The following is a 19,632-nucleotide window of genomic DNA, read 5'->3' on the forward strand; positions in this document are numbered from 1 at the left end:
GACGTTTAGAAATGAAAAGCCGGGGTAACTTACAAATAAGATCATAAGGGGAGGGAACTTACATGAATAAGCGTCCGAATGCGTATGTACTTGCAGGATTAGGGGTTGGTGGTGCTGTGTTATTAGCAGTGAAAAATAAACAGCATCTCAAAAAATGGGCAAGCATGTTCCGCTCAGATGAAAAGATTCCTGAAAAAGCTGGACATCCTGATCCATTAGATATTCAAGACAACAAGATGGTCGATGAAGGGGCCATGACATCCGTCCATTATTTCAATGAAGTGAGACAATAGCTTGGAAAAACCGTTTTGACCATTCAAAACGGTTTTTTCTTGTCTTTCTTTTGACGTTATATCGATGAGGATCGACAATCGTAAAACCGATTAGCCCTTTGTGATCAGGCGTCGAGAAATGAAATTCAATGCCTGATAAATGATAGGTTGAGAGAACGTCCTGATCTGTAAAACGTAAAGAAAGCTCGTCCTCATACACGGGTGCATGCTTCAAAACTTCGGCTTCTTCTGCAAATAACTCCAGACCAGCTACTCGTCCCTCTTTGTCGATATCTGCGTTCATACATTCATTCACATCTAATTCAATGGTTTCTTTGATTGTCCCGATTCCCACAGGCAGGAGATAGATGTATCCGATGTCGATCGTTTGATCATATGTGATGGTTCTTTTCATGTGGGTCACCTGCTTTATGTATGGTTTTTTGATCAATAGTAAAATGTCCCTTTATTGTATAATAACATGTGGTGATACAAAGCTCTTCTATCAGTGAACGGTCAAAGATCATCCCTCTCAGCTCCTAGATGGTTTCAGCATTCTAACCTAAAGTCACGAACACCATTTTCAAAAGAATGAAACTTTTAGCTGAAGGAGGTTACCCATTTTTTGCGGTCACTGATTTTGTTATAATATTTAAATGGAATGAAACGAATGGAGGAACGTTTTTCATGTATGATGTTACCGAGTGGAAGCATGTCTTTAAACTCGATCCAAATAAAGAAATATCCGATGAACAGCTAGAGGCAATTTGCGAATCTGGTACGGATGCTATATTGATTGGCGGCAGTGACAATGTGACAGAGGACAACGTGCTTCAATTGATGTCAAAGGTCCGCCGGTTTCTTGTGCCATGTGTACTCGAAATCTCAACACATGAAATGATTGTGCCGGGCTTCGATCTGTATTTCATCCCGACCGTCTTAAACAGTTCTCATCCTGATTGGATTGTTGGGCTTCACAAGGATGCGATGAAGGAATTCGGTGATTTGATGTCGATGGAAGAGATCGTGCCTGAAGGCTATGTTATTTTAAATGAAGAGTGTAAAGCGGCCAAGCTCACAGAGGCAAATACAGCACTGGACATCGATGACGTAAGAGCATATGCAAGAGTGGCAGAGCATTTGATGAAGCTGCCCATTTTTTATCTAGAATACAGCGGAACGCTTGGAGATATAGAGCTTGTGAAAGAAACGAAAGCAGTGCTTTCTGATACGGTTCTTTTTTATGGTGGGGGCATTGAAAACGCAAAGCAGGCGGAAGGTTTTGCGCAGCATGCGGACGTGGTTGTTGTAGGAAACGTCATTTATGACAATTTCAAAGAAGCATTAAAGACAGTGAGCGCAGTCAAAAAGTCATTATAGTCAAACAAGACGAAACGAGTTAAAATAGAACATAAGTTCGAATTGGCGGTGAATGGAATGAATGAAATATCGAATCATCTATTAGAAGGGCTAAATGACGCGCAAAAAGAAGCGGTCAAAGCAACAGACGGTCCGCTACTCTTGATGGCAGGAGCAGGAAGCGGGAAAACGCGGGTGCTCACACACCGAATTGCCTACTTAATGGCAGAAAAGCATGTGGCTCCGTGGAACATTTTAGCGATTACGTTTACAAATAAAGCAGCACGTGAAATGCGTGAGCGTGTCCAAGCCATTTTAGGGCCTGGTGCGGATGACATTTGGATCTCTACGTTCCACAGCATGTGTGTGCGTATTTTACGACGCGATATTGACCGTATTGGTGTAAATCGCAACTTCTCTATATTAGACACATCTGATCAGCTTTCAGTCATTAAAAACATTTTAAAAGAACGAAATATCGATCCTAAAAAGTTCGATCCTCGCAGCATTTTAGGATCAATCAGCAGTGCAAAAAATGAACTCATTGACGCAGAGGAATACGCCAAAACAGCCAGTGATTTCTATGATCAAGTGGTTAGCGACGTCTACACAGATTACCAAAAGCGATTACTTAAGAACCAATCACTCGATTTTGATGATCTTATTATGATGACGATTCGTCTGTTTGAGCGCATCCCTGAAGTATTAGAACACTATCAGCGAAAATTTCAATACATTCATGTCGATGAGTATCAAGATACGAACAGAGCGCAGTACATGCTTGTGAAACTGCTTGCTCAGCGTTTTCAAAATATATGTGTGGTCGGTGACTCGGATCAGTCCATCTACCGCTGGCGCGGAGCGGATATTACAAACATTCTCTCCTTTGAAAAAGATTATCCATCCAGTGAAGTGATTCTGCTTGAGCAAAATTACAGATCGACGAAACGTATACTGAATGCCGCAAACACGGTGATTCAAAACAATTCAAACCGTAAGCCGAAAAACCTTTGGACAGAAAATGATGAAGGGGCGAAGATTGCCTATTACCGTGCAGATAATGAATTCGGCGAGGGACAATTTGTTGCTGGAAAGATTCATCAGCTTCATCAGAGCGGTAAGCGTAAATTATCCGATTTTGCGATTCTTTATCGGACCAATGCCCAGTCTCGTGTCATAGAGGAAACATTATTGAAGTCAAACATTCAATACAACATTGTCGGCGGCACGAAGTTCTATGACAGAAAAGAGATCAAGGACATTTTGGCGTACTTACGCCTAGTAGCTAACCCAGATGACGACATTAGCTTTGCACGAATTGTGAACGTACCAAAGCGCGGAATCGGTGCGACATCTGTTGATAAAATCGCAGCATACGCGGAGATGAATGACCTGTCTATGTTTGAAGCGCTTGGTCAGGTAGATTTCATTGGACTCAGTGCAAGGGCAGCCAATGCGCTTGATGAGTTCAAACAGCTCATCGATCAATTGACAAATATGCAGGATTATTTATCTGTCACAGAACTAACAGAAGAAATTTTAGAGAAAACAGGCTACCGAGAGGCACTAAAGGTTGAAAAAACGATTGAGGCACAAAGCCGTCTAGAAAATATTGATGAGTTTCTCTCTGTGACTAAGAACTTTGAAGAACAAAATGAAGACAAGTCCCTTGTGACCTTCCTGACAGATCTCGCTCTTGTCGCAGACATTGATAAGCTGGATGAGAATGAGGAAGAAGATCAAGATGCGGTCATTTTAATGACGCTTCACGCCGCAAAAGGTCTAGAGTTCCCGGTTGTCTTCTTAATGGGCATGGAGGAAGGTGTCTTCCCGCACAGCCGCTCATTAATGGAAGATGCAGAGATGGAAGAAGAGCGCCGCCTTGCTTATGTAGGCATCACACGGGCGGAAGAAGAGCTTTATTTATCTAGTGCCAAGATGAGAACACTCTTCGGCCGGACAAACATGAACCTTGAATCAAGATTCATTCGAGAAATACCAGCCGATTTATTGGACAACCTAAATGAGAAAAAAGAAACGAAAACACCATTTGGCCAAACTAGAGAAAGACCACAAAGACGGGGACCTGTCTCACGTCCGCAAACTCAAACCATTCAAAACACAGGCGGCGGAAGTATTGGCTGGGCTGTGGGCGATAAAGCGGCTCATAAAAAATGGGGCGTTGGAACGGTTGTGAGCGTAAAAGGTAGTGGAGACAGCACAGAGCTTGATATTGCCTTCCCAAGCCCTACAGGCATTAAGCGTCTTCTCGCAGCATTTGCGCCAATTGAGAAGCAATAAACCGATAGGACATATAAAACGGATGAATTGAAAGGAAGAAGCAGATGGATAAAGAAGCAGCGAAACGCCGGATCGAGGAACTGCACCAGATTTTGAACCAATACAACTACGAATATCATACACTGGATCGTCCAAGTGTTCCTGACGCTGAATATGATGCGCGGATGCGTGAGCTGATCTCTTTAGAGGAAGAGCACCCTGATTTAAAAGCAGCGGATTCTCCCTCACAAAGAGTCGGAGGCGCTGTGTTAGACGCCTTCCAAAAAGTGCGCCACGGCACCCCGATGCTCAGCCTCGGGAATGCGTTTAATGAACAGGACCTTCTTGATTTTGACCGCAGGGTTCGTCAAGCAGTCGGTGACGATATTGCATACAATGTCGAGCTGAAAATTGACGGACTCGCTGTTTCTCTCCGTTATGAAAATGGCCTGTTTGTCCGAGGTGCCACACGTGGAGATGGGACAACGGGTGAGGATATTACAGAAAACCTCAAAACCATTCGATCCATCCCGCTCAAAATCAAACGTCCTTTGTCAATTGAAGTGAGAGGCGAGGCATTTATGCCAAAACCTTCTTTTGAAGCATTAAACGAAAAAAGATTACAAAACGAAGAAGAGCCGTTTGCGAACCCGCGTAATGCGGCGGCAGGCTCGCTTCGTCAGCTTGATACGAAAATTGCGGCGAAACGAAACCTTGATATCTTCGTCTACAGTATAGCGGAGCTTGATGAAATTGGTGTTGAATCGCAAAGCGAAGGACTTGATCTTCTCGACGAACTTGGCTTTAAAACGAACAAAGAAAGACGGATGTGCCAAACGATTGAGGAAGTGATCGAGCTCATTGAAACACTAAAAACGAAGCGTGCTGACTTTTCATATGAAATCGATGGAATTGTGATCAAAGTCGATTCGTTAGCTCAGCAAGAAGAGCTCGGCTTTACAGCAAAAAGTCCCCGCTGGGCTGTTGCGTACAAGTTTCCAGCTGAAGAGGTCGTGACAAAGCTGCTTGATATTGAACTAAGTGTCGGGCGTACAGGTGTCATCACACCAACGGCGATCCTTGAGCCTGTCAAAGTAGCAGGAACGACAGTGCAGCGAGCTTCCCTTCATAATGAAGATTTGATCAAAGAAAAGGATATTCGCCTTTTTGATCAAGTGATTGTGAAAAAAGCAGGCGATATTATTCCGGAAGTCGTAGGTGTACTGATCGATCAGCGTACAGGAGAAGAAAAGCCGTTTCACATGCCGACTGAATGCCCAGAGTGTCATAGTGAGCTGGTGAGAATTGAAGGCGAAGTGGCTTTGCGTTGCATCAATCCAGAATGCCCTGCCCAAATACGTGAGGGACTCATTCACTTTGTTTCCCGCAATGCAATGAACATTGATGGGCTTGGCGAGCGGGTCATTACACAGCTTTTCCAAGAACAGCTTGTCTCTCGTGTGTCTGATCTTTACCGATTAACGAAAGAAGAGCTCATTCAGCTTGAGCGAATGGGCGAAAAATCTGTCGACAATTTACTGCGTTCGATTGAGCAATCGAAAGAAAACTCTCTAGAGCGTTTACTATTTGGACTCGGTATACGATTTATTGGCTCTAAAGCGGCAAAGACCTTGGCGATGCATTTCGGTGATATCGATCAATTAAAGCAAGCGACGAAAGATCAATTACTCGAAGTCGATGAAATCGGTGAAAAAATGGCTGATGCTGTCGTCACATACTTTGAGAAAGAAGAAATACTCAATCTGCTAAATGAACTAAAAGAGCTTGGGGTTAATATGACCTACACAGGACCAAAACCGGTGAAGGTTGAAGAAAGTGATTCCTATTTTGCAGGCAAAACCATTGTGCTGACAGGGAAATTAGAAGAAATGGCTCGAAACGATGCAAAAACAGCGATCGAAGCACTAGGCGGTAAACTGGCAGGTAGTGTGAGTAAGAAAACAGATTTAGTCATAGCCGGAGAAGCAGCGGGAAGTAAGCTGACAAAGGCAGAAGAACTCAATATTGAAATTTGGGACGAAGCTAAAATGCTCGAGGAGCTAAAGAAATAAGAGGAGTGTTTTCTATTGAAAAAGTTGTTATTGCTGCTGACAATGCTCACACTGATATTGTCAGCGTGTGCACCTTTTGGGGGAAAGGAAGAGGAAGAGGTCACACAAAAAACGGATGAAACGAAGGAAACAGCCATCATCCCGATGTACAATATCTCTGACTCCTATTACAAAATGGTGCTGCCGTTTAAACAAGGGGCTGCGAGAGGATTAACAGCAGAGCGTCTCAACACACGCCTGGACATCGATGAATTTGAAACAGGACTCATGCGCCTTGCAACAGAGTCATTTAATACAAACGACTACCTTTTCCAAGAAGGACAGCATTTTGATGAGGACACCGTTCTTGGCTGGCTGGCGCGCAAAAAAACAGGCAGTGATCTGAAAAAGGCAGAAAAAGAAGATAAAGACTTTAAGAATCTAGGCTTAAACCCTGCTCTTCCGAACTCAGGTTCAACAAAGTCTAAAAATGAAAGTAGTCCAATTTACTTAGCTTCGATGCTAGAGCATAATTACTTAATTCGAAAAGATAAAAACAGCTTACAGCTTGGCGGAGTTGTCATTGGACTTGCGCTGAACTCTGTTTATTATTACCGTGAAAATATCGGTGACCCGCAGCAAGAAGTGACGATCGATTCTTCGAAAAATTCAAAGAAACTTTTGGCAGAAGGCGAAAAAATTGCTGAACAAGTGATCAAACGAATTCGTCAAATGGATGGGCTGCAAAAAGTGCCTGTCATGATTGCCCTTTATAAGCAAGCACCAAAATCATCTATCGTTCCAGGAAACTTTATCGCCAAAACGGATGTGAAAGCGGGCTCAGCTGATATCGGCAATTGGGATACGATCAAAGAGGAGAATGTCTTCTTCCCTTCAGATAATGCGAAAGGCAACTACAAAGATGATTCCGAGCGATTTGACCGCTTCAAAACAAAAGTCGAAGACTACTTCCCGAATTATACTGGTGTCGTAGGAAAAGGGTTTTACAAAGACGGCAACCTGCAAAAAATGAAAGTCGAAATTCCAATGCAGTTCTACGGAAAAACGGAAGTCGTAGCCTTCACGCAATATTTAACAGGTGAAGTCATGGATTACTATAAGAGTACCAATATCGAAATTAACATCACATCTTCAGATCAACAAGAAGCCTTGATCACGAAAAATGCTGAAGACAAAGAACCAACCGTCCATATATATGACTAAATAAAAACCGCCTTTTGGCGGTTTTTTAAATTAGTCATAATGTATCAAATTATGAAAATATTGTTATAAAAAGTAGAAGTGTAGAAAATAATGTATTATTATGGGTGATAATGAAGAGAAAATGGAGATCATTATGAAAAACAAATCATTTTACTTTTTATTAGGGGGACAATCCCTAGCTAATTTTGGGGATTCGCTATATGTCCTCGTTTTGACCATCCTGACATATCAATTAACAAATTCTACACTGATTGCTTCAATGGTGGCTGTCTCACAGTTTGTTGGACAAGCACTTGGAGCGGTACTCATTCCTTTCTTTATGTATCAATTTAAGCTAAAAAGACTCATTATCTATTTACAAATGTGTCAAATTGCTTTCTTCGGTTGCTTAATTTTCATTTATATTCTACAACTATCAACTTTTACTATTCCTCTCTTTTTTATCATTGTATTTTTCCTTTCTTTGATAGATGGAGGAACCATTCCTGTTCGAAATTCGATGATCCCACGTCTAGTAGAAAAGAACTTTTTACTAAAAGCAAATAGCTATATCTTAACTTCTGATCAAATGGTCCTTTTACTAGGCTGGCTGTTAGGAGGGCTGTTTATTGGCATTCTTGGACCACAGTTTCTCCTATTGACGACACTTGTTTTATACAGTTTGTCACTCATATCTATGCTCTTTATCATTGATACTGGGGCTGCAGCTAAACAAGAGCAACAGTCTGAATCATTTGCTACAAGGGTCTTTTCAGGGTGGAAGCTCATGTATGAAAAACCAACTATTCGAACATTAACGATTTTAGAAATGCTATCCATGAGCGGTAGAAGTATTTGGACTGGTGCCATTATCCTTGTGTATGTCACAGAAGTTTTACATCAGCCTGAAACATGGTGGGGCTTTATTAACGCAAGCTATTTTGGCGGAACCATTCTAGGCGGCCTGCTTGTGTTGCGGTTCGCAAAGCATGTGGAACAGCGTTTGTTTGATCACATTTTTTACAGTTCGGTGATCGTAGCTGTGCTAACCCTTTGCTTAGGATTGAATCATTCTGCATGGATGAGTTTGTTGTTTGTCTTTTTATTAGGACCAGCCTTTCAGCTTCGCAGTATTTCCATTCGAACCTATGTACAAGATACACTGAGTGAAATTGAATTGCCCAAAATACTATCAGCTCAACATACACTATCAACTTTTATATACGGAATGTCCATCCTCGTTATGAGCACCATGACCGATCTCTTTGGGGCAAGAGTCGTCTTTTTTATAAACGTTGCCCTGTTTACTGTATCGGCTTTCCTAGCGTCTAGATTAAAAAATGAACAAATTTAGACATTTTATCTCAATTATTTACAAAAATACCATTATGTGATTTAATATGTTGGTAGAAATGTTAACTATATGAAAAGTAGAGGTGGCGTAATTGACTAATAGTTTAGTATATTGGCCATTAACACATCCGCAGCGGCGCGTGATGAACATGGAAACATTTTATCCAGGAACACCGATCAATCATATTGGCGGTATCATTTTCGTCAATGGGCCATTGCAGCTCGATAAACTGAAGCAGGCCATTGCATCTTGTATCATGATGACAGAATCTCTTCGTCTCAAGCTAGTAGAGAAAGATGGTGAAACGCTTCAATACGTTGATCCAAACGCCGATAGCCCTATTCCTACCTATGAGTTTTCCACACATGAAGACATGCTAGAATGGGCCGAAAAAGCCTTTAAAACACCATTTCAATTAACAGAAACCTCTCTCGCCGAATTTGCGGTACTAAAAATCAGTGAACAACAATCCGGTTATTTCATCAAATGCCATCATACAGTAGCAGATGGATGGTCGATGAAAGTAATCATCGATAAAATTAGCCAGCTTTACACTGCTCTTACCCACAGCTCCTCTATCGAACAAGAAGCAGACAATCACTCTGTATTTATTGATAAAGAATCAAAATATATGAACTCCCCAAGATTTAAAAAAGATCAGCAATTTTGGAAAGAAGCATTATCTGATGTGTCTGATAGTTATTTGGTACAGGGAACTGACCAAATCAAAGGCCATCGGCAAAGCCATTATCTTGATCGACAACTCTCAGAACGAATCTATGAATTTATAGATGTCCATCATTGTTCAATCAACTCTTTATTTACTTTAGGACTCTTCGTCTACTTGCATAAAAGATACCAGCAAAAAGATTTTATTATTGGGACGCCAGTTCTCAATCGTTCCGGACAAAAGGAAAAAGCCACGTCCGGTATGACCGTAAGTACAATGCCATATCGAATGAAGATCGATCCTCATCTCTCTTTGTTAGAAAGCTTAACAGACGTTCAAAAAAGCTATAAGGCTTACTTCCTGCATCAGCGTTATCCCTATGATGCACTTGTCAAAGATTTAGAGCTTGCAAAAGCAGGGTATGATCAGCTTTTTCAAATCTATATCAACTCCTACAGCACAAATATGGTGCAGGAGATGGAAGGATACAAGGTTGAATACATAGAGCTTTACAATGGCTTCCAGCCATATGGCTTACAAGTTGCTGTGAAAGAATGGGATGAAAAAGGGCAAATCGAGCTTCAATATGATTACAAGATCTCAGATTACAGCAATGAAGATATCGACTTTCTACACGAAAGAATGCTTCTCTTTGTCGAAACGATACTCGCTCAGCCAAAGCAGCTGTTAAAAGACGTACTTCTCATGACAGAAGTCGAGACACATCGAGAGCTATATCACTGGAACGACACAGGCATGCTGTTTCCACAGAAACAAAAAATCCATGAATTGATCACAGACATGTCAACGTCTTCTCCTGATCGAATTGCACTTCAGGACGGATCTCATAGCATGACATACGGTGAACTTGAGAGAAAAACCAATCAAATGGCGCATTTTCTACAAACACATGGCTTACAAAGACATGACTTTGTTGCCGTATGTATGAATCATTCACCAGAACTGATTGTGCTGCTGCTGGGGATTTTAAAGGCTGGAGGCGCATATGTGCCGATTGATCCTGAGTATCCAGAGGAACGTATTCAGTTTATTTTGGATGACAGCCAGGCAAAGCTGTTTTTCACAGATGACGCATCTGCATACCATTTTAATGGCGATACGTACAATATCTACAACGTGTGGGATCAGTTGGCTCAGTATAATGCGGAACATCCATTCATTGGAGATGCTGAAGATGTCGCATATATGATTTATACGTCTGGCTCTACAGGACAGCCAAAGGGAGTCATGATTGAGCACCGAAGCTTAGTGAACTATATCATGTCTGCCAAAACACACTATACTGATTCATCAGATGATCATTTTGCCTTGTATTCATCCATTGCGTTTGATTTAACCGTGACATCCATTTATACGCCATTGGTCATTGGCAGTACCGTGATGATCTATCGTCAAGAGGATCAGCCAGGCTTTTTATTAGAACATATTTTGTTTGATCAAAAAGCGAAAGTCATCAAGCTGACACCAGCTCATATGGCACTGCTAACAGATGCTGCACTTTCTCAATCAGTTGTGAAACGGATGATTGTGGGCGGAGAACAATTATCGACCGCTTTGGCCAAAAGAATCACAGAGGCAAGTGATGGAAGGATATCTATCTTTAATGAATATGGACCAACTGAAGCAACCGTTGGCTGTATGATTCATCAATTCCATCAAGATGATGAAGGGGCATCTGTGTCAATTGGTGTGCCAATGCCCAATACAGAGATTTACCTTTTAGATGAGCATCAGCAAGCCGTGCTGCCTGGGACAGTAGGAGAAATCTATATTTCAGGTGCAGGTGTTGGCAGAGGGTATTGGCAAAGACCTGATTTGCAGGAATCACGCTTTCTGCCCAATCCATTTGTAAATGGTCGCCGCATGTATCGAACAGGTGATATCGCCAAACGAGCAAATGATGGAAAGATTGATTACATTGGCAGAATTGATCATCAAATCAAGCTGCGAGGCTACCGGATTGAGCTCGGTGAAATTGAACTTGCACTGATGGCACTTGAAGAAGTTGATAAAGCAGCGGTTATTGATCTAACCGATGAATCTGGAGAAAAACAGCTGGCAGCCTATATTGAATTGAAAGAAAAACAGATGACGTCCTTTTTACTTAGAAAGAAATTATCAGATCAGCTTCCAGCTTACATGGTACCTGCCTATTTTGTTGTACTAGACGAGCTCCCGCTCACTCAAAACGGAAAAATCAATCGGACGGCACTGCCTGATCCATTGCTGTCTCAAGAAACAGCTGTTGAGTGGTCCAAGGAAACAGCGGACATTGAAGAGATCATCGTAGATACAGCAAAAGGCATCTTAGGGCATGAAACAATCGAACCGGCTGATCATTTTTATCAGCTTGGCGGAGATTCCATTAAGGCGATTCAATTTATTGCGAAGTTAAAAGACAAAGGACTCTATTTAAAAACCAAGGATCTTTTTACTTATCCCATTTTTAGAGAAATGGCACAAGTCGTTCAGCAGGAACCTGTCATACATATCTCACAAGAGCAAGCTGTGGGTGATGTGAAATCGATTCCAATTATCGAATGGTTCTGGTCCCAGCGGTTAAAAGATGAACATTTCTGGCATCAATCCATCATTGTTCATTCAAAGAAAAAGATGGATGAAGCCATCGTGCAGGATGTTCTCAAAGAGGTCGTCATTCACCACGATGGACTAAGGTTAAAAGTACATGAGGCAACAAACACACTCTATTATGATGAAGACATTCAAGATATTCCGCTGATGATACACGATTTCACGGCATTATCAGAAGAGAATGTGGAAGAAGCGTTACAAGAAGTAGGATATCAGATCAAGCAAAGGACTCATCTTTATCAAGGACCATTGATTCAGGCTGCGCTTTGTCAAACTGATTCTCAATCACATCTCATCTTTGCCGCCCATCATCTATTAGCTGATGGTATGTCTTGGCAAATTCTTGTGGAGGACTTGATTCAATTATTGCATGCAGAGAAGATTACAGCAGAAGTACTTCCGTCTAAAACCCATTCCTATCAAACATTTGCCGAGCGGGTAAATCAGTATGCAGTATCAGAGGGTGTAAAAGAGTCGGTCAGCTATTGGCAAGAAACGGTTCAGAATATTCAGCCTCTGTATCAAGTTTCTTCAAATGAGGGGTATGTCAGAGACGAAATCAAATTAACCAACGCATTATCAGTGGAACTCACGAATCAATTGCTCAATCAAGCGAATCAAGCGTATCAAACGCAGCCGCATGAACTGTTAATTTCAGCCTTGACGCAAGCCTGTTATCAGCAAACGAATCAAGAGCGGATTTCTTTGGAATTAGAAGGTCATGGCAGGGATGCAGTAGAGGATGAGATTGATGTATCTAGAACGTTCGGCTGGTTCACCACCATGTATCCTGTGAATGTTCATGTGTCTGAATCTCTCTCGGATCACATACGAACTGTCAAAGAAACGATACGTGAAGTGCCAAATAAAGGTGCAGACTATGGGCTGTTGTCACTCATCAATAAGCAGCTTCCTCCTCATTCAGCGCCGCAATTACGCTTTAACTATCTAGGTGAAATTGATCAAGTGCTGAAACAATCATCTGATTATGAGATGTCTTACTTTACATCGGGGATGGATTCGTCATTGGATAATCCATTAACAACCGTCATCGATATGGTCGCTACCATCAAGGGCGGTCAGCTGATTTTTCATCTTTCTTTCAGCGATAAACAGCTGTGTGAAACAGACATGATGCAGCTATTGCAAGCGGTAGAGCAGCAAATTGAGCATCTTGTACAGCATTGCTTAGAGAAAGAAGGAATCGAATTTACACCGTCTGATTTTGAAACAGTGGATATGTCTCTTGAAGAAATGGATTCATTATTTACATGACGAAAAATCAGCATGTTATCTACATTTCATTTTTATTAGCGGTCTTATGGATAAGCAGCTTTGCCGATTGGACACATGCAAAAGCAGTGATTTCATCTAAAGCCGTTGATCAAGTGATAGAGGAACAGATGGAGCTTGGACGCATTCCAGGCATGTCCGTTGTGGTTGTGAAAAAAGACGAAGTGGTGTACCAAAAAGGCTTTGGTTATGCGGATCGAAAGAAAAAGAAGCAAGTGACAGCTAGCACTTTCTTTGAAATTGGATCTACATCAAAGGCGTTTACCGCTCTTGCGATTGTGGAGTTAGAGAAGCAAGGGAAACTTCATTTAAAAGATCCGGTGAGTAGCTATATTCCAGGTTTTTTTCCAACATACAATGGAAAGCCTCAGCGTTTAACGGTGGAGCAATTAATGCATCACACAAGCGGCATTCCCTTTCAATCCATTGCGCTTATCCAGCCAGATACTACAAAGGATGCGTTGAAAAAAACAGTTGATCAGCTGAAATCAATCGAGCTTAATCGTAAGCCAGGCAGTTCCTTTGAATATGCGACCATCAACTATGATGTCCTTGGTCTCATCATTGAAAATGTAACAGGAACATCGTATGAGGCTTATATGAAAGGACTGTTTAAAAGGCATCATCTTGACCAAACGGAGGCTGGGCTAAAACGGATGAAATCCGGCGCTGTCTCAGAAGGGTTTAAATTGCAATTCCTTGCTCCGCATGCTTATGAAGCACCAGAATATCGAGGCAATACTCCGGCAGGATATATTGTGATGAATAGTCAGGATGTGGGGACTTGGCTGCAATATCAATTGACCGATTCAACTTGGTCTCGCTTTGTAAAAAATCCTGATCACTTAACTGTGAATGTCCTAGAAGAAGGGAAGCATGTCTATTACAATGCCGGCTGGTATATAGAAAATGCACATGAGCAGGTAGACTCGCTTTTTCATGCAGGCTCTAACCCTAACTATTCATCATTTTTTCTGATCCAGCCAAAAGAAGAGATTGCGATCGGAGTGTTAGCAAATATGAATAGCAGCTACACAGAGCAAACGGTACGTCTTATTGCCAAAACGATCACGGGTACAAATGAAGAAGCAGAGTCATCAATGGATCCTTTTCAGCTCATTGATCAGTTGAGTCTTGGTGCCACATGTCTTTTCATTTTGCTGCAAATAGTGTCTATCGTTCGTTTTATCAAATGGAAAAAGCGTGTAAGAAACGGCGCTTTCGTTCGCAGGGACATGTCACTTCGCGTCTGGCTGAAAAGTAGCGGCTGGGTGCTGCTGCTAATTGGGATATTGCTCCTGCCAATCATTGTTGCGCAGCTAGCCTTTAATGGGCTGCCTTGGAAAATGACTTTTGTATGGGGACCTTCCTCTCTCATTGAATTAGCGATTTCTTATTATTTGTTTTTCATTTGGTTTTGTACGATTGGTTTCATCAAAGGATTTATGGTGACATCTCCTGCTGGAAAGAGAGGAAAAAAAGATGACCGTCAAACAGATTTCGGGCATTCATCCTTATAATGATTTGTTTTATCGTAGCTGTTTTTTCAATTGCTTTTTTCCAATTGTGAAGCTGCATGATCAAGAAGTTTTTCCATACTTATTAAATGATCAATTTGCCTACGGGCTTACAGAGAATGGCTTGCTACAGATTGACTGGATGTCGGCACACGATCCAGAAAAGATTATGAATTTACAAGGCATTCAAGTGGAAAAAATGACGTATTGTCCCAACCTCATTGAAAAGGTCAAACAAGATGTGAGGCGTGACCGCCCGGTAATTGTATGGGTAGACCCCTACGTTCAGCGAGGCAGAAAAGAGTATTTGACAACCCATAGCCGTCATTCCATTTTAATGACTGGATTCGATGAAAATCAGCAAATCTTTCAAGTATTAGAGAATCGGCATTTAGATAATTTGTCTTATGAGCATCAAGTGCTGTCATTTAAAGATGTACAGAAAGGATATGACACCTTTCATGATCATTTTCAGCCGAATGATCAATTTCATTCCTATGCGGCCTTCTACTTTGATCCAGACAAACTCTCGACTGAGTTATTTGATCAAAAAACGACTTATTTCCTGAGAAATATGCATGGTCAGATTGACGTAATAGAAAAAGGAATCACAGCTCTTGAAACATTTTATGAGCAGTTTTCGCAATGGGATGATATCGAGAAGCTCGTGGCATCTTTCAATCAGATCATCAATACGAAGAAAATAGAGCTGTATCGGCTGAATCTCATCAAAGGCGATCTACCTGAGCTGGTGGGATGGATGGAACGTATTTTAGCAGAATGGGAGAAAGCAAGGCATCAGGCAGCAAAACTCCTTTTTTCAGGTGAGATGTCTAGTAGGTACCAAGCCAATATCAAAGCTTCTTTAGAACAGATCATCCATGATGAAAAACACTGGCTGGAAGCGTTGGCAATCAAATGCAAAAGGGAGTGTGGCGTGTCGTGAAGTTATTTTGCTTACCGTACGCAGGAGGAGCCAGTACCGTATTCAGTACGTGGAAATCTTATATAGACCGGTCGATAGAAATTCATGCCCTTGAACTCCCTGGGCACGGGACAAGAATGACAGAGCCTGTACTAACCGATTTACAGCAGGTCGCAGATGATCTTTATGTACAGGCGTCCTCCTCCTTAAAAGAAGGAGAGCCCTATGCCATTTTCGGTCATAGTATGGGAGCCGTCCTTGCATATGAATTACAAAAAAGAATGAAAACAAGGTTAAACAGAGAGCCTGTTCATGTCTTTTATTCTGGGCGCTTCCCGCCACATATTCCAGAAAAGAAAGTCTATCATCAGCTGTCAGATTCCAAATTAAAAGAAGCGATCATTGAGATGGGAGGCGTTCCTGAGGAACTTGCTGATAACCATGCAGTGCTTGATTTCTTTCTGCCGATTTTAAGAGCAGACTTTCAGCTTTTGGAGACCTATTTGTGTGATGAAGTCGTTCCAGCTGCTTGTCCAATTTCTATTTTTTATGGTACACGTGATTTGCCTTCTGTGCTGTTCGATTTAGACGATTGGGATCAATATACAAGCGAAGATTGTGCGTTTTTCGAATTCGATGGAGATCACTTTTTTATTCATTCATTCACAAATGAAGTCGTTGAAAAAATCAATGTCATTTTAAAGCGAATTGGAGTGTTGGAGAAATGAACACGAAGCACGTAGGCGTGATTGGAGCAGGTGTCATGGGGGCTGATATGGCATTAGACCTTTCAGCAAATGGCTATCAAGTCACATTAGTTGATGTCACAGAAGAAAAGTTAAACGAAGCGCTAGAAAAAATTAAGAAGACCTATCAATTGGTTCAATTTGTGAGAAAGAAGAAAATCTCATTGTCTTTAGAAGATGTATTGTCTCAAATCCAGCTGTCAACTTCACTTGAAGGATTACATGACGCGCATATCGTCATTGAAAATGTGACGGAAGATTGGGAGATTAAAAAACCTATTTATGAAGAGCTACGAGATATTTGTGCGAAAGAAACCATCTATTTTGTAAACACAAGCTGTATCTCCATCACAAAGGTAGGGTCTCTTATGCACCACCCTGAGAATGTCATTGGGGCGCACTTTATGAACCCTGTTCCTCTTAAAGCGCTAGTTGAAGTTATTAGAGGTAAAGCAACTTCTGATGACACAGTGGAAACGGCAAAAGATTTCTTGAAATCGTTTGATAAAACACCAGTTGTGGTGCATGATTTTCCGGGATTTGTTTCCAATCGTGTGCTGATGCTGACAATCAACGAAGCGATTTGGGCGGTGCAAGATCAAGTCGCTACGCCAGCGGATGTCGATAAAATTTTCCGCGGAGGTTTCGGTCATAAAATGGGACCACTTGCGACAGGAGACTTAATTGGGCTTGATACGATTTTGAATTCATTGCTTGTTTTATACGAGAGCTACAAAGATCCGAAGTTCCGTCCATGTCCTCTGCTTGTCAAAATGGTTGATGCAGGCGAGTACGGCAAAAAATCAGGCAAGGGCTTTTTCCAATATGACATGTGAGAGGAGAATAACCAATGGCTAAGCAAATTAAGTGTGTTGTCTGGGATTTAGATCATACATTATGGGATGGAATTTTACTTGAGTCAGATGAAGTGACGTTAAAACCATCGATGAAGGAAGTACTAACAGAGTTAGATGAGCGCGGCATCCTTCTTTCTATAGCAAGCCGGAACGATGAAGCAGCCGTGAAGGAAAAGCTTTCTGCCTTTGGAATCGAACATTTCTTTCTCTATCCAGAGATTCATTGGAATGCCAAATCTAGTTCATTAAAGAGAATTAGCGAGCGCCTAAATATTCATAAAGATACCATTCTCTTTATTGATGATCAGCCATTTGAACGAGAAGAAGTGAAGGCTGTTCATCCAGAGATTACGTGCTGGGATGCAGTGGATTATCTGTCATTACTCACTGATGATCGGCTGCGTCCAGTCTTTATCACAGAAGATGCTAGACGACGCAGAAGAATGTACTTAGAAGCGGACAAAAGGCAGCAGGAAGAAGAGAAATATGAAGGGCCGCCTGAGAAATTCTTGGCGTCTTTACATATGAAATTCGTGATATCAGAAGCAGGAGAACAAGACCTCCAGCGTGCTGAAGAATTGACCGTCCGTACCAATCAATTAAATGCGAGCGGGAAAACCTACGATTATGAGGAGCTTGATTTCTTCCGTCAATCAGATTCTCACTTGCTGCTTGTCTGTGAACTTGAAGATAAATTCGGTTCCTATGGAAAAATTGGACTCTCATTAATAGAAGAAACAGGTGACACATGGCATGTCAAACTGCTGCTTATGTCTTGCCGCGTCATGTCTCGTGGTGTCGGGACCATCTTACTTACAACGATTTTGCAAGAAGCGAAAAAGCGAGGAAAGCGGCTTGTCGCTGACTTTAAACAAACCGACCGAAACCGCATGATGTACATCACATATAAGTTTGCCAATTTCAAAGAAATCGAGAAGGGGGAGAACGGCTATATCTTGTTTGAGAATGATTTAAGCATGATTCAGCCTTTCCCAGAATACGTAGATGTCAATATTGAATTAAATCAGAAAGACCCGGCCAAACAATAAAAAAGCGAAAAGCGAGGAGATTAAATCATGAACCTACACGAACAAGTAAGAGCCTATATCGAGCAAAACCTAGTGGTATTTGATGAGGAAATTGAGCTTGGAAATGATGATCATATTTTTGAACAAGGCTTTGTGAATTCTCTATTTGCGATGAAACTAGTGAACTATATCGAACATGACTTTCAATTCCAATTAGATAACGAAGACCTCGACATTGCTCATTTTAGTACCGTCAATCGCATTGTCGCCTTAATTGAGAGAAAACAACAGGGGGCGGCTCTTCATGAAAACAGCTGAACAAACGATCAATGCCATTGAAGAAATACGACAGTATTGCGATGAACATATCCGTCCGTTTGCCAATGAATTCGATGAGACGGAACATTTGCCAGAGTCGCTGATTCGAGATATGGCGAAACGAGGCTACTTGGCAGCAGGTATCCCGTCTTCCTATCAAGGGCTGGGGCTTGATCCAATCGCATATGGACAGTTTACGGAACAAGTGGGAAAAGCTTGCTGTAATGTCCGGACATTATTGACAGTGAATTCACTTGTAGGAGAAGCCATTCTTCGTTATGGAACAGAAGATCAAAAACAAGGCTGGCTCGTTGAATTAGCTAAAGGAGAAAAAATCGGTGCCTTTGCTTTGTCAGAGCCGAATATTGGTTCAGATGCCAATCATGTTGAAACAAGCTATCAAAAGGAAGGACAATCCTATGTATTAAATGGGAAGAAAAAGTGGATTTCCTTTGGAGCGATTGCCGATTTCTTTATTGTGATTGCAAGAGACGGTGAACAAGTCACAGCATTCCTTGTCGATCGAGATCAGCCGGGTGTAGAGATTGAGAGAATTACAGGAATGATGGCCAACCGAGCGTCATATTTAGCGGAAATCACCCTCGATCATGTCCAGGTGCATGAAGACTGTGTCTTAGGACCAGTTGGGGGCGGATTTAACCATGTGGTGTCACTCGCATTAGACCATGGAAGATACAGTGTCGCTTGGGCAGGGCTTGCCATTGCACAAGAAGCCGTTGATTCTCTTGTTACGTATTCACGTAAAAGAACACAATTTAATGAGAAATTGTACAAGCATCAAATGATCAAAGGCATGATCGGAGATGCGGTGACCCAGCTCCATGCAGCGAGAGCCTTATGCCTAAAGGCTGGGGAAATGAGAGAAGCGAATCATCCTGATGCAATCACAGAAACATCCATTGCAAAATATTTCACCTCTAAAATCGCTGTGGACATTACAAATACAAATGTCCAAATTCATGGCGGGAGTGGATTTAGCCGGGAAAACTCAGCTTCAAGACTATATCGTGAAGCGAAGGTGCTTGAAATTATTGAAGGAACTTCGCAAATTCAGCAACAGGTTATTGCTAACTATGGTTTACGCCATTATTTCGTGAAACATTCTTAGAGAGAAAGGAGATGATC

General features: G+C 41.7%; 15 protein-coding genes and 2 pseudogenes. 16 read left to right on the forward strand and 1 reads right to left on the reverse strand.

Annotation, left to right across the window (positions count from 1 at the left end):
• The first annotated feature begins 62 nt into the window (after nt 1-62).
• Nucleotides 63-293: a hypothetical protein gene (locus CKW02_RS03385; RefSeq protein ID WP_003214314.1), complete on the forward strand. Its 231-nt coding sequence runs from the start codon at nt 63-65 to the stop codon at nt 291-293.
• On the opposite strand, the gene CKW02_RS03390 is transcribed toward CKW02_RS03385, so the two are convergent.
• The gene (locus CKW02_RS03390) at nt 274-687 is read right to left on the reverse strand and encodes a DUF2283 domain-containing protein (protein ID WP_003214474.1); all 414 of its coding nucleotides are present in this window, start codon (nt 685-687) and stop codon (nt 274-276) included. The genes CKW02_RS03385 and CKW02_RS03390 overlap by 20 nt on opposite strands.
• 272 nt (nt 688-959) lie before the next feature.
• Between CKW02_RS03390 and pcrB the strand changes: the two genes are divergently transcribed.
• From pcrB to CKW02_RS03455, 15 genes and pseudogenes are all read left to right on the forward strand, one after another.
• Nucleotides 960-1,652: a heptaprenylglyceryl phosphate synthase gene (gene pcrB / locus CKW02_RS03395; RefSeq protein WP_003214362.1), complete on the forward strand. Its 693-nt coding sequence runs from the start codon at nt 960-962 to the stop codon at nt 1,650-1,652.
• 57 nt (nt 1,653-1,709) lie between these two features.
• The gene (gene pcrA / locus CKW02_RS03400) at nt 1,710-3,932 is read left to right on the forward strand and encodes a DNA helicase PcrA (protein WP_003213969.1); all 2,223 of its coding nucleotides are present in this window, start codon (nt 1,710-1,712) and stop codon (nt 3,930-3,932) included.
• A gap of 44 nt (nt 3,933-3,976) precedes the next feature.
• Nucleotides 3,977-5,983, forward strand: coding sequence for an NAD-dependent DNA ligase LigA (gene ligA / locus CKW02_RS03405; protein ID WP_003214461.1), 2,007 nt, complete (start codon nt 3,977-3,979; stop codon nt 5,981-5,983).
• Between the two features lie 15 nt (nt 5,984-5,998).
• A complete protein-coding gene (locus tag CKW02_RS03410; RefSeq protein WP_003214281.1) occupies nt 5,999-7,186 on the forward strand; it encodes a CamS family sex pheromone protein in 1,188 nt (395 codons plus the stop codon).
• Nucleotides 7,187-7,319: 133 nt separating this feature from the next.
• Nucleotides 7,320-8,519 carry an MFS transporter gene (locus tag CKW02_RS03415; RefSeq protein ID WP_034620241.1) on the forward strand — a complete coding sequence of 400 codons (1,200 nt, stop codon included), beginning with the start codon at nt 7,320-7,322 and terminating at the stop codon, nt 8,517-8,519.
• 91 nt (nt 8,520-8,610) lie between these two features.
• Nucleotides 8,611-9,900 (forward strand): annotated as a pseudogene (locus CKW02_RS20785) (condensation domain-containing protein); the annotation flags it as partial.
• Between the two features lie 141 nt (nt 9,901-10,041).
• Nucleotides 10,042-11,172, forward strand: a pseudogene (locus CKW02_RS20790) (amino acid adenylation domain-containing protein); the annotation flags it as partial.
• 12 nt (nt 11,173-11,184) lie between these two features.
• The gene (locus CKW02_RS20795) at nt 11,185-13,077 is read left to right on the forward strand and encodes a condensation domain-containing protein (protein WP_425389301.1); all 1,893 of its coding nucleotides are present in this window, start codon (nt 11,185-11,187) and stop codon (nt 13,075-13,077) included.
• Nucleotides 13,074-14,615 carry a serine hydrolase domain-containing protein gene (locus tag CKW02_RS03425; RefSeq protein WP_003214305.1) on the forward strand — a complete coding sequence of 514 codons (1,542 nt, stop codon included), beginning with the start codon at nt 13,074-13,076 and terminating at the stop codon, nt 14,613-14,615. Before CKW02_RS20795 ends, CKW02_RS03425 begins: the two co-directional genes overlap by 4 nt.
• Complete coding sequence (locus tag CKW02_RS03430) at nt 14,578-15,558, forward strand: C39 family peptidase (RefSeq protein WP_034620201.1); 981 nt, start codon at nt 14,578-14,580, stop codon at nt 15,556-15,558. The genes CKW02_RS03425 and CKW02_RS03430 overlap by 38 nt, the downstream gene beginning before the upstream one ends.
• A complete protein-coding gene (locus tag CKW02_RS03435; RefSeq protein WP_003214044.1) occupies nt 15,555-16,265 on the forward strand; it encodes a thioesterase II family protein in 711 nt (236 codons plus the stop codon). The genes CKW02_RS03430 and CKW02_RS03435 overlap by 4 nt, the downstream gene beginning before the upstream one ends.
• Nucleotides 16,262-17,119, forward strand: coding sequence for a 3-hydroxyacyl-CoA dehydrogenase family protein (locus CKW02_RS03440; RefSeq protein WP_003214220.1), 858 nt, complete (start codon nt 16,262-16,264; stop codon nt 17,117-17,119). The genes CKW02_RS03435 and CKW02_RS03440 overlap by 4 nt, the downstream gene beginning before the upstream one ends.
• Before the next feature lie 14 nt (nt 17,120-17,133).
• Complete coding sequence (locus tag CKW02_RS03445) at nt 17,134-18,189, forward strand: HAD-IIIC family phosphatase (RefSeq protein WP_003213994.1); 1,056 nt, start codon at nt 17,134-17,136, stop codon at nt 18,187-18,189.
• Between the two features lie 27 nt (nt 18,190-18,216).
• Nucleotides 18,217-18,486, forward strand: coding sequence for an acyl carrier protein (locus tag CKW02_RS03450; protein ID WP_003214412.1), 270 nt, complete (start codon nt 18,217-18,219; stop codon nt 18,484-18,486).
• A complete protein-coding gene (locus CKW02_RS03455; RefSeq protein ID WP_003214249.1) occupies nt 18,473-19,615 on the forward strand; it encodes an acyl-CoA dehydrogenase family protein in 1,143 nt (380 codons plus the stop codon). Before CKW02_RS03450 ends, CKW02_RS03455 begins: the two co-directional genes overlap by 14 nt.
• The last annotated feature ends 17 nt before the right edge of the window (nt 19,616-19,632 follow it).

It is taken from the genome of Bacillus pumilus (genome assembly GCF_900186955.1).
Taxonomy (GTDB): domain Bacteria; phylum Bacillota; class Bacilli; order Bacillales; family Bacillaceae; genus Bacillus; species Bacillus pumilus.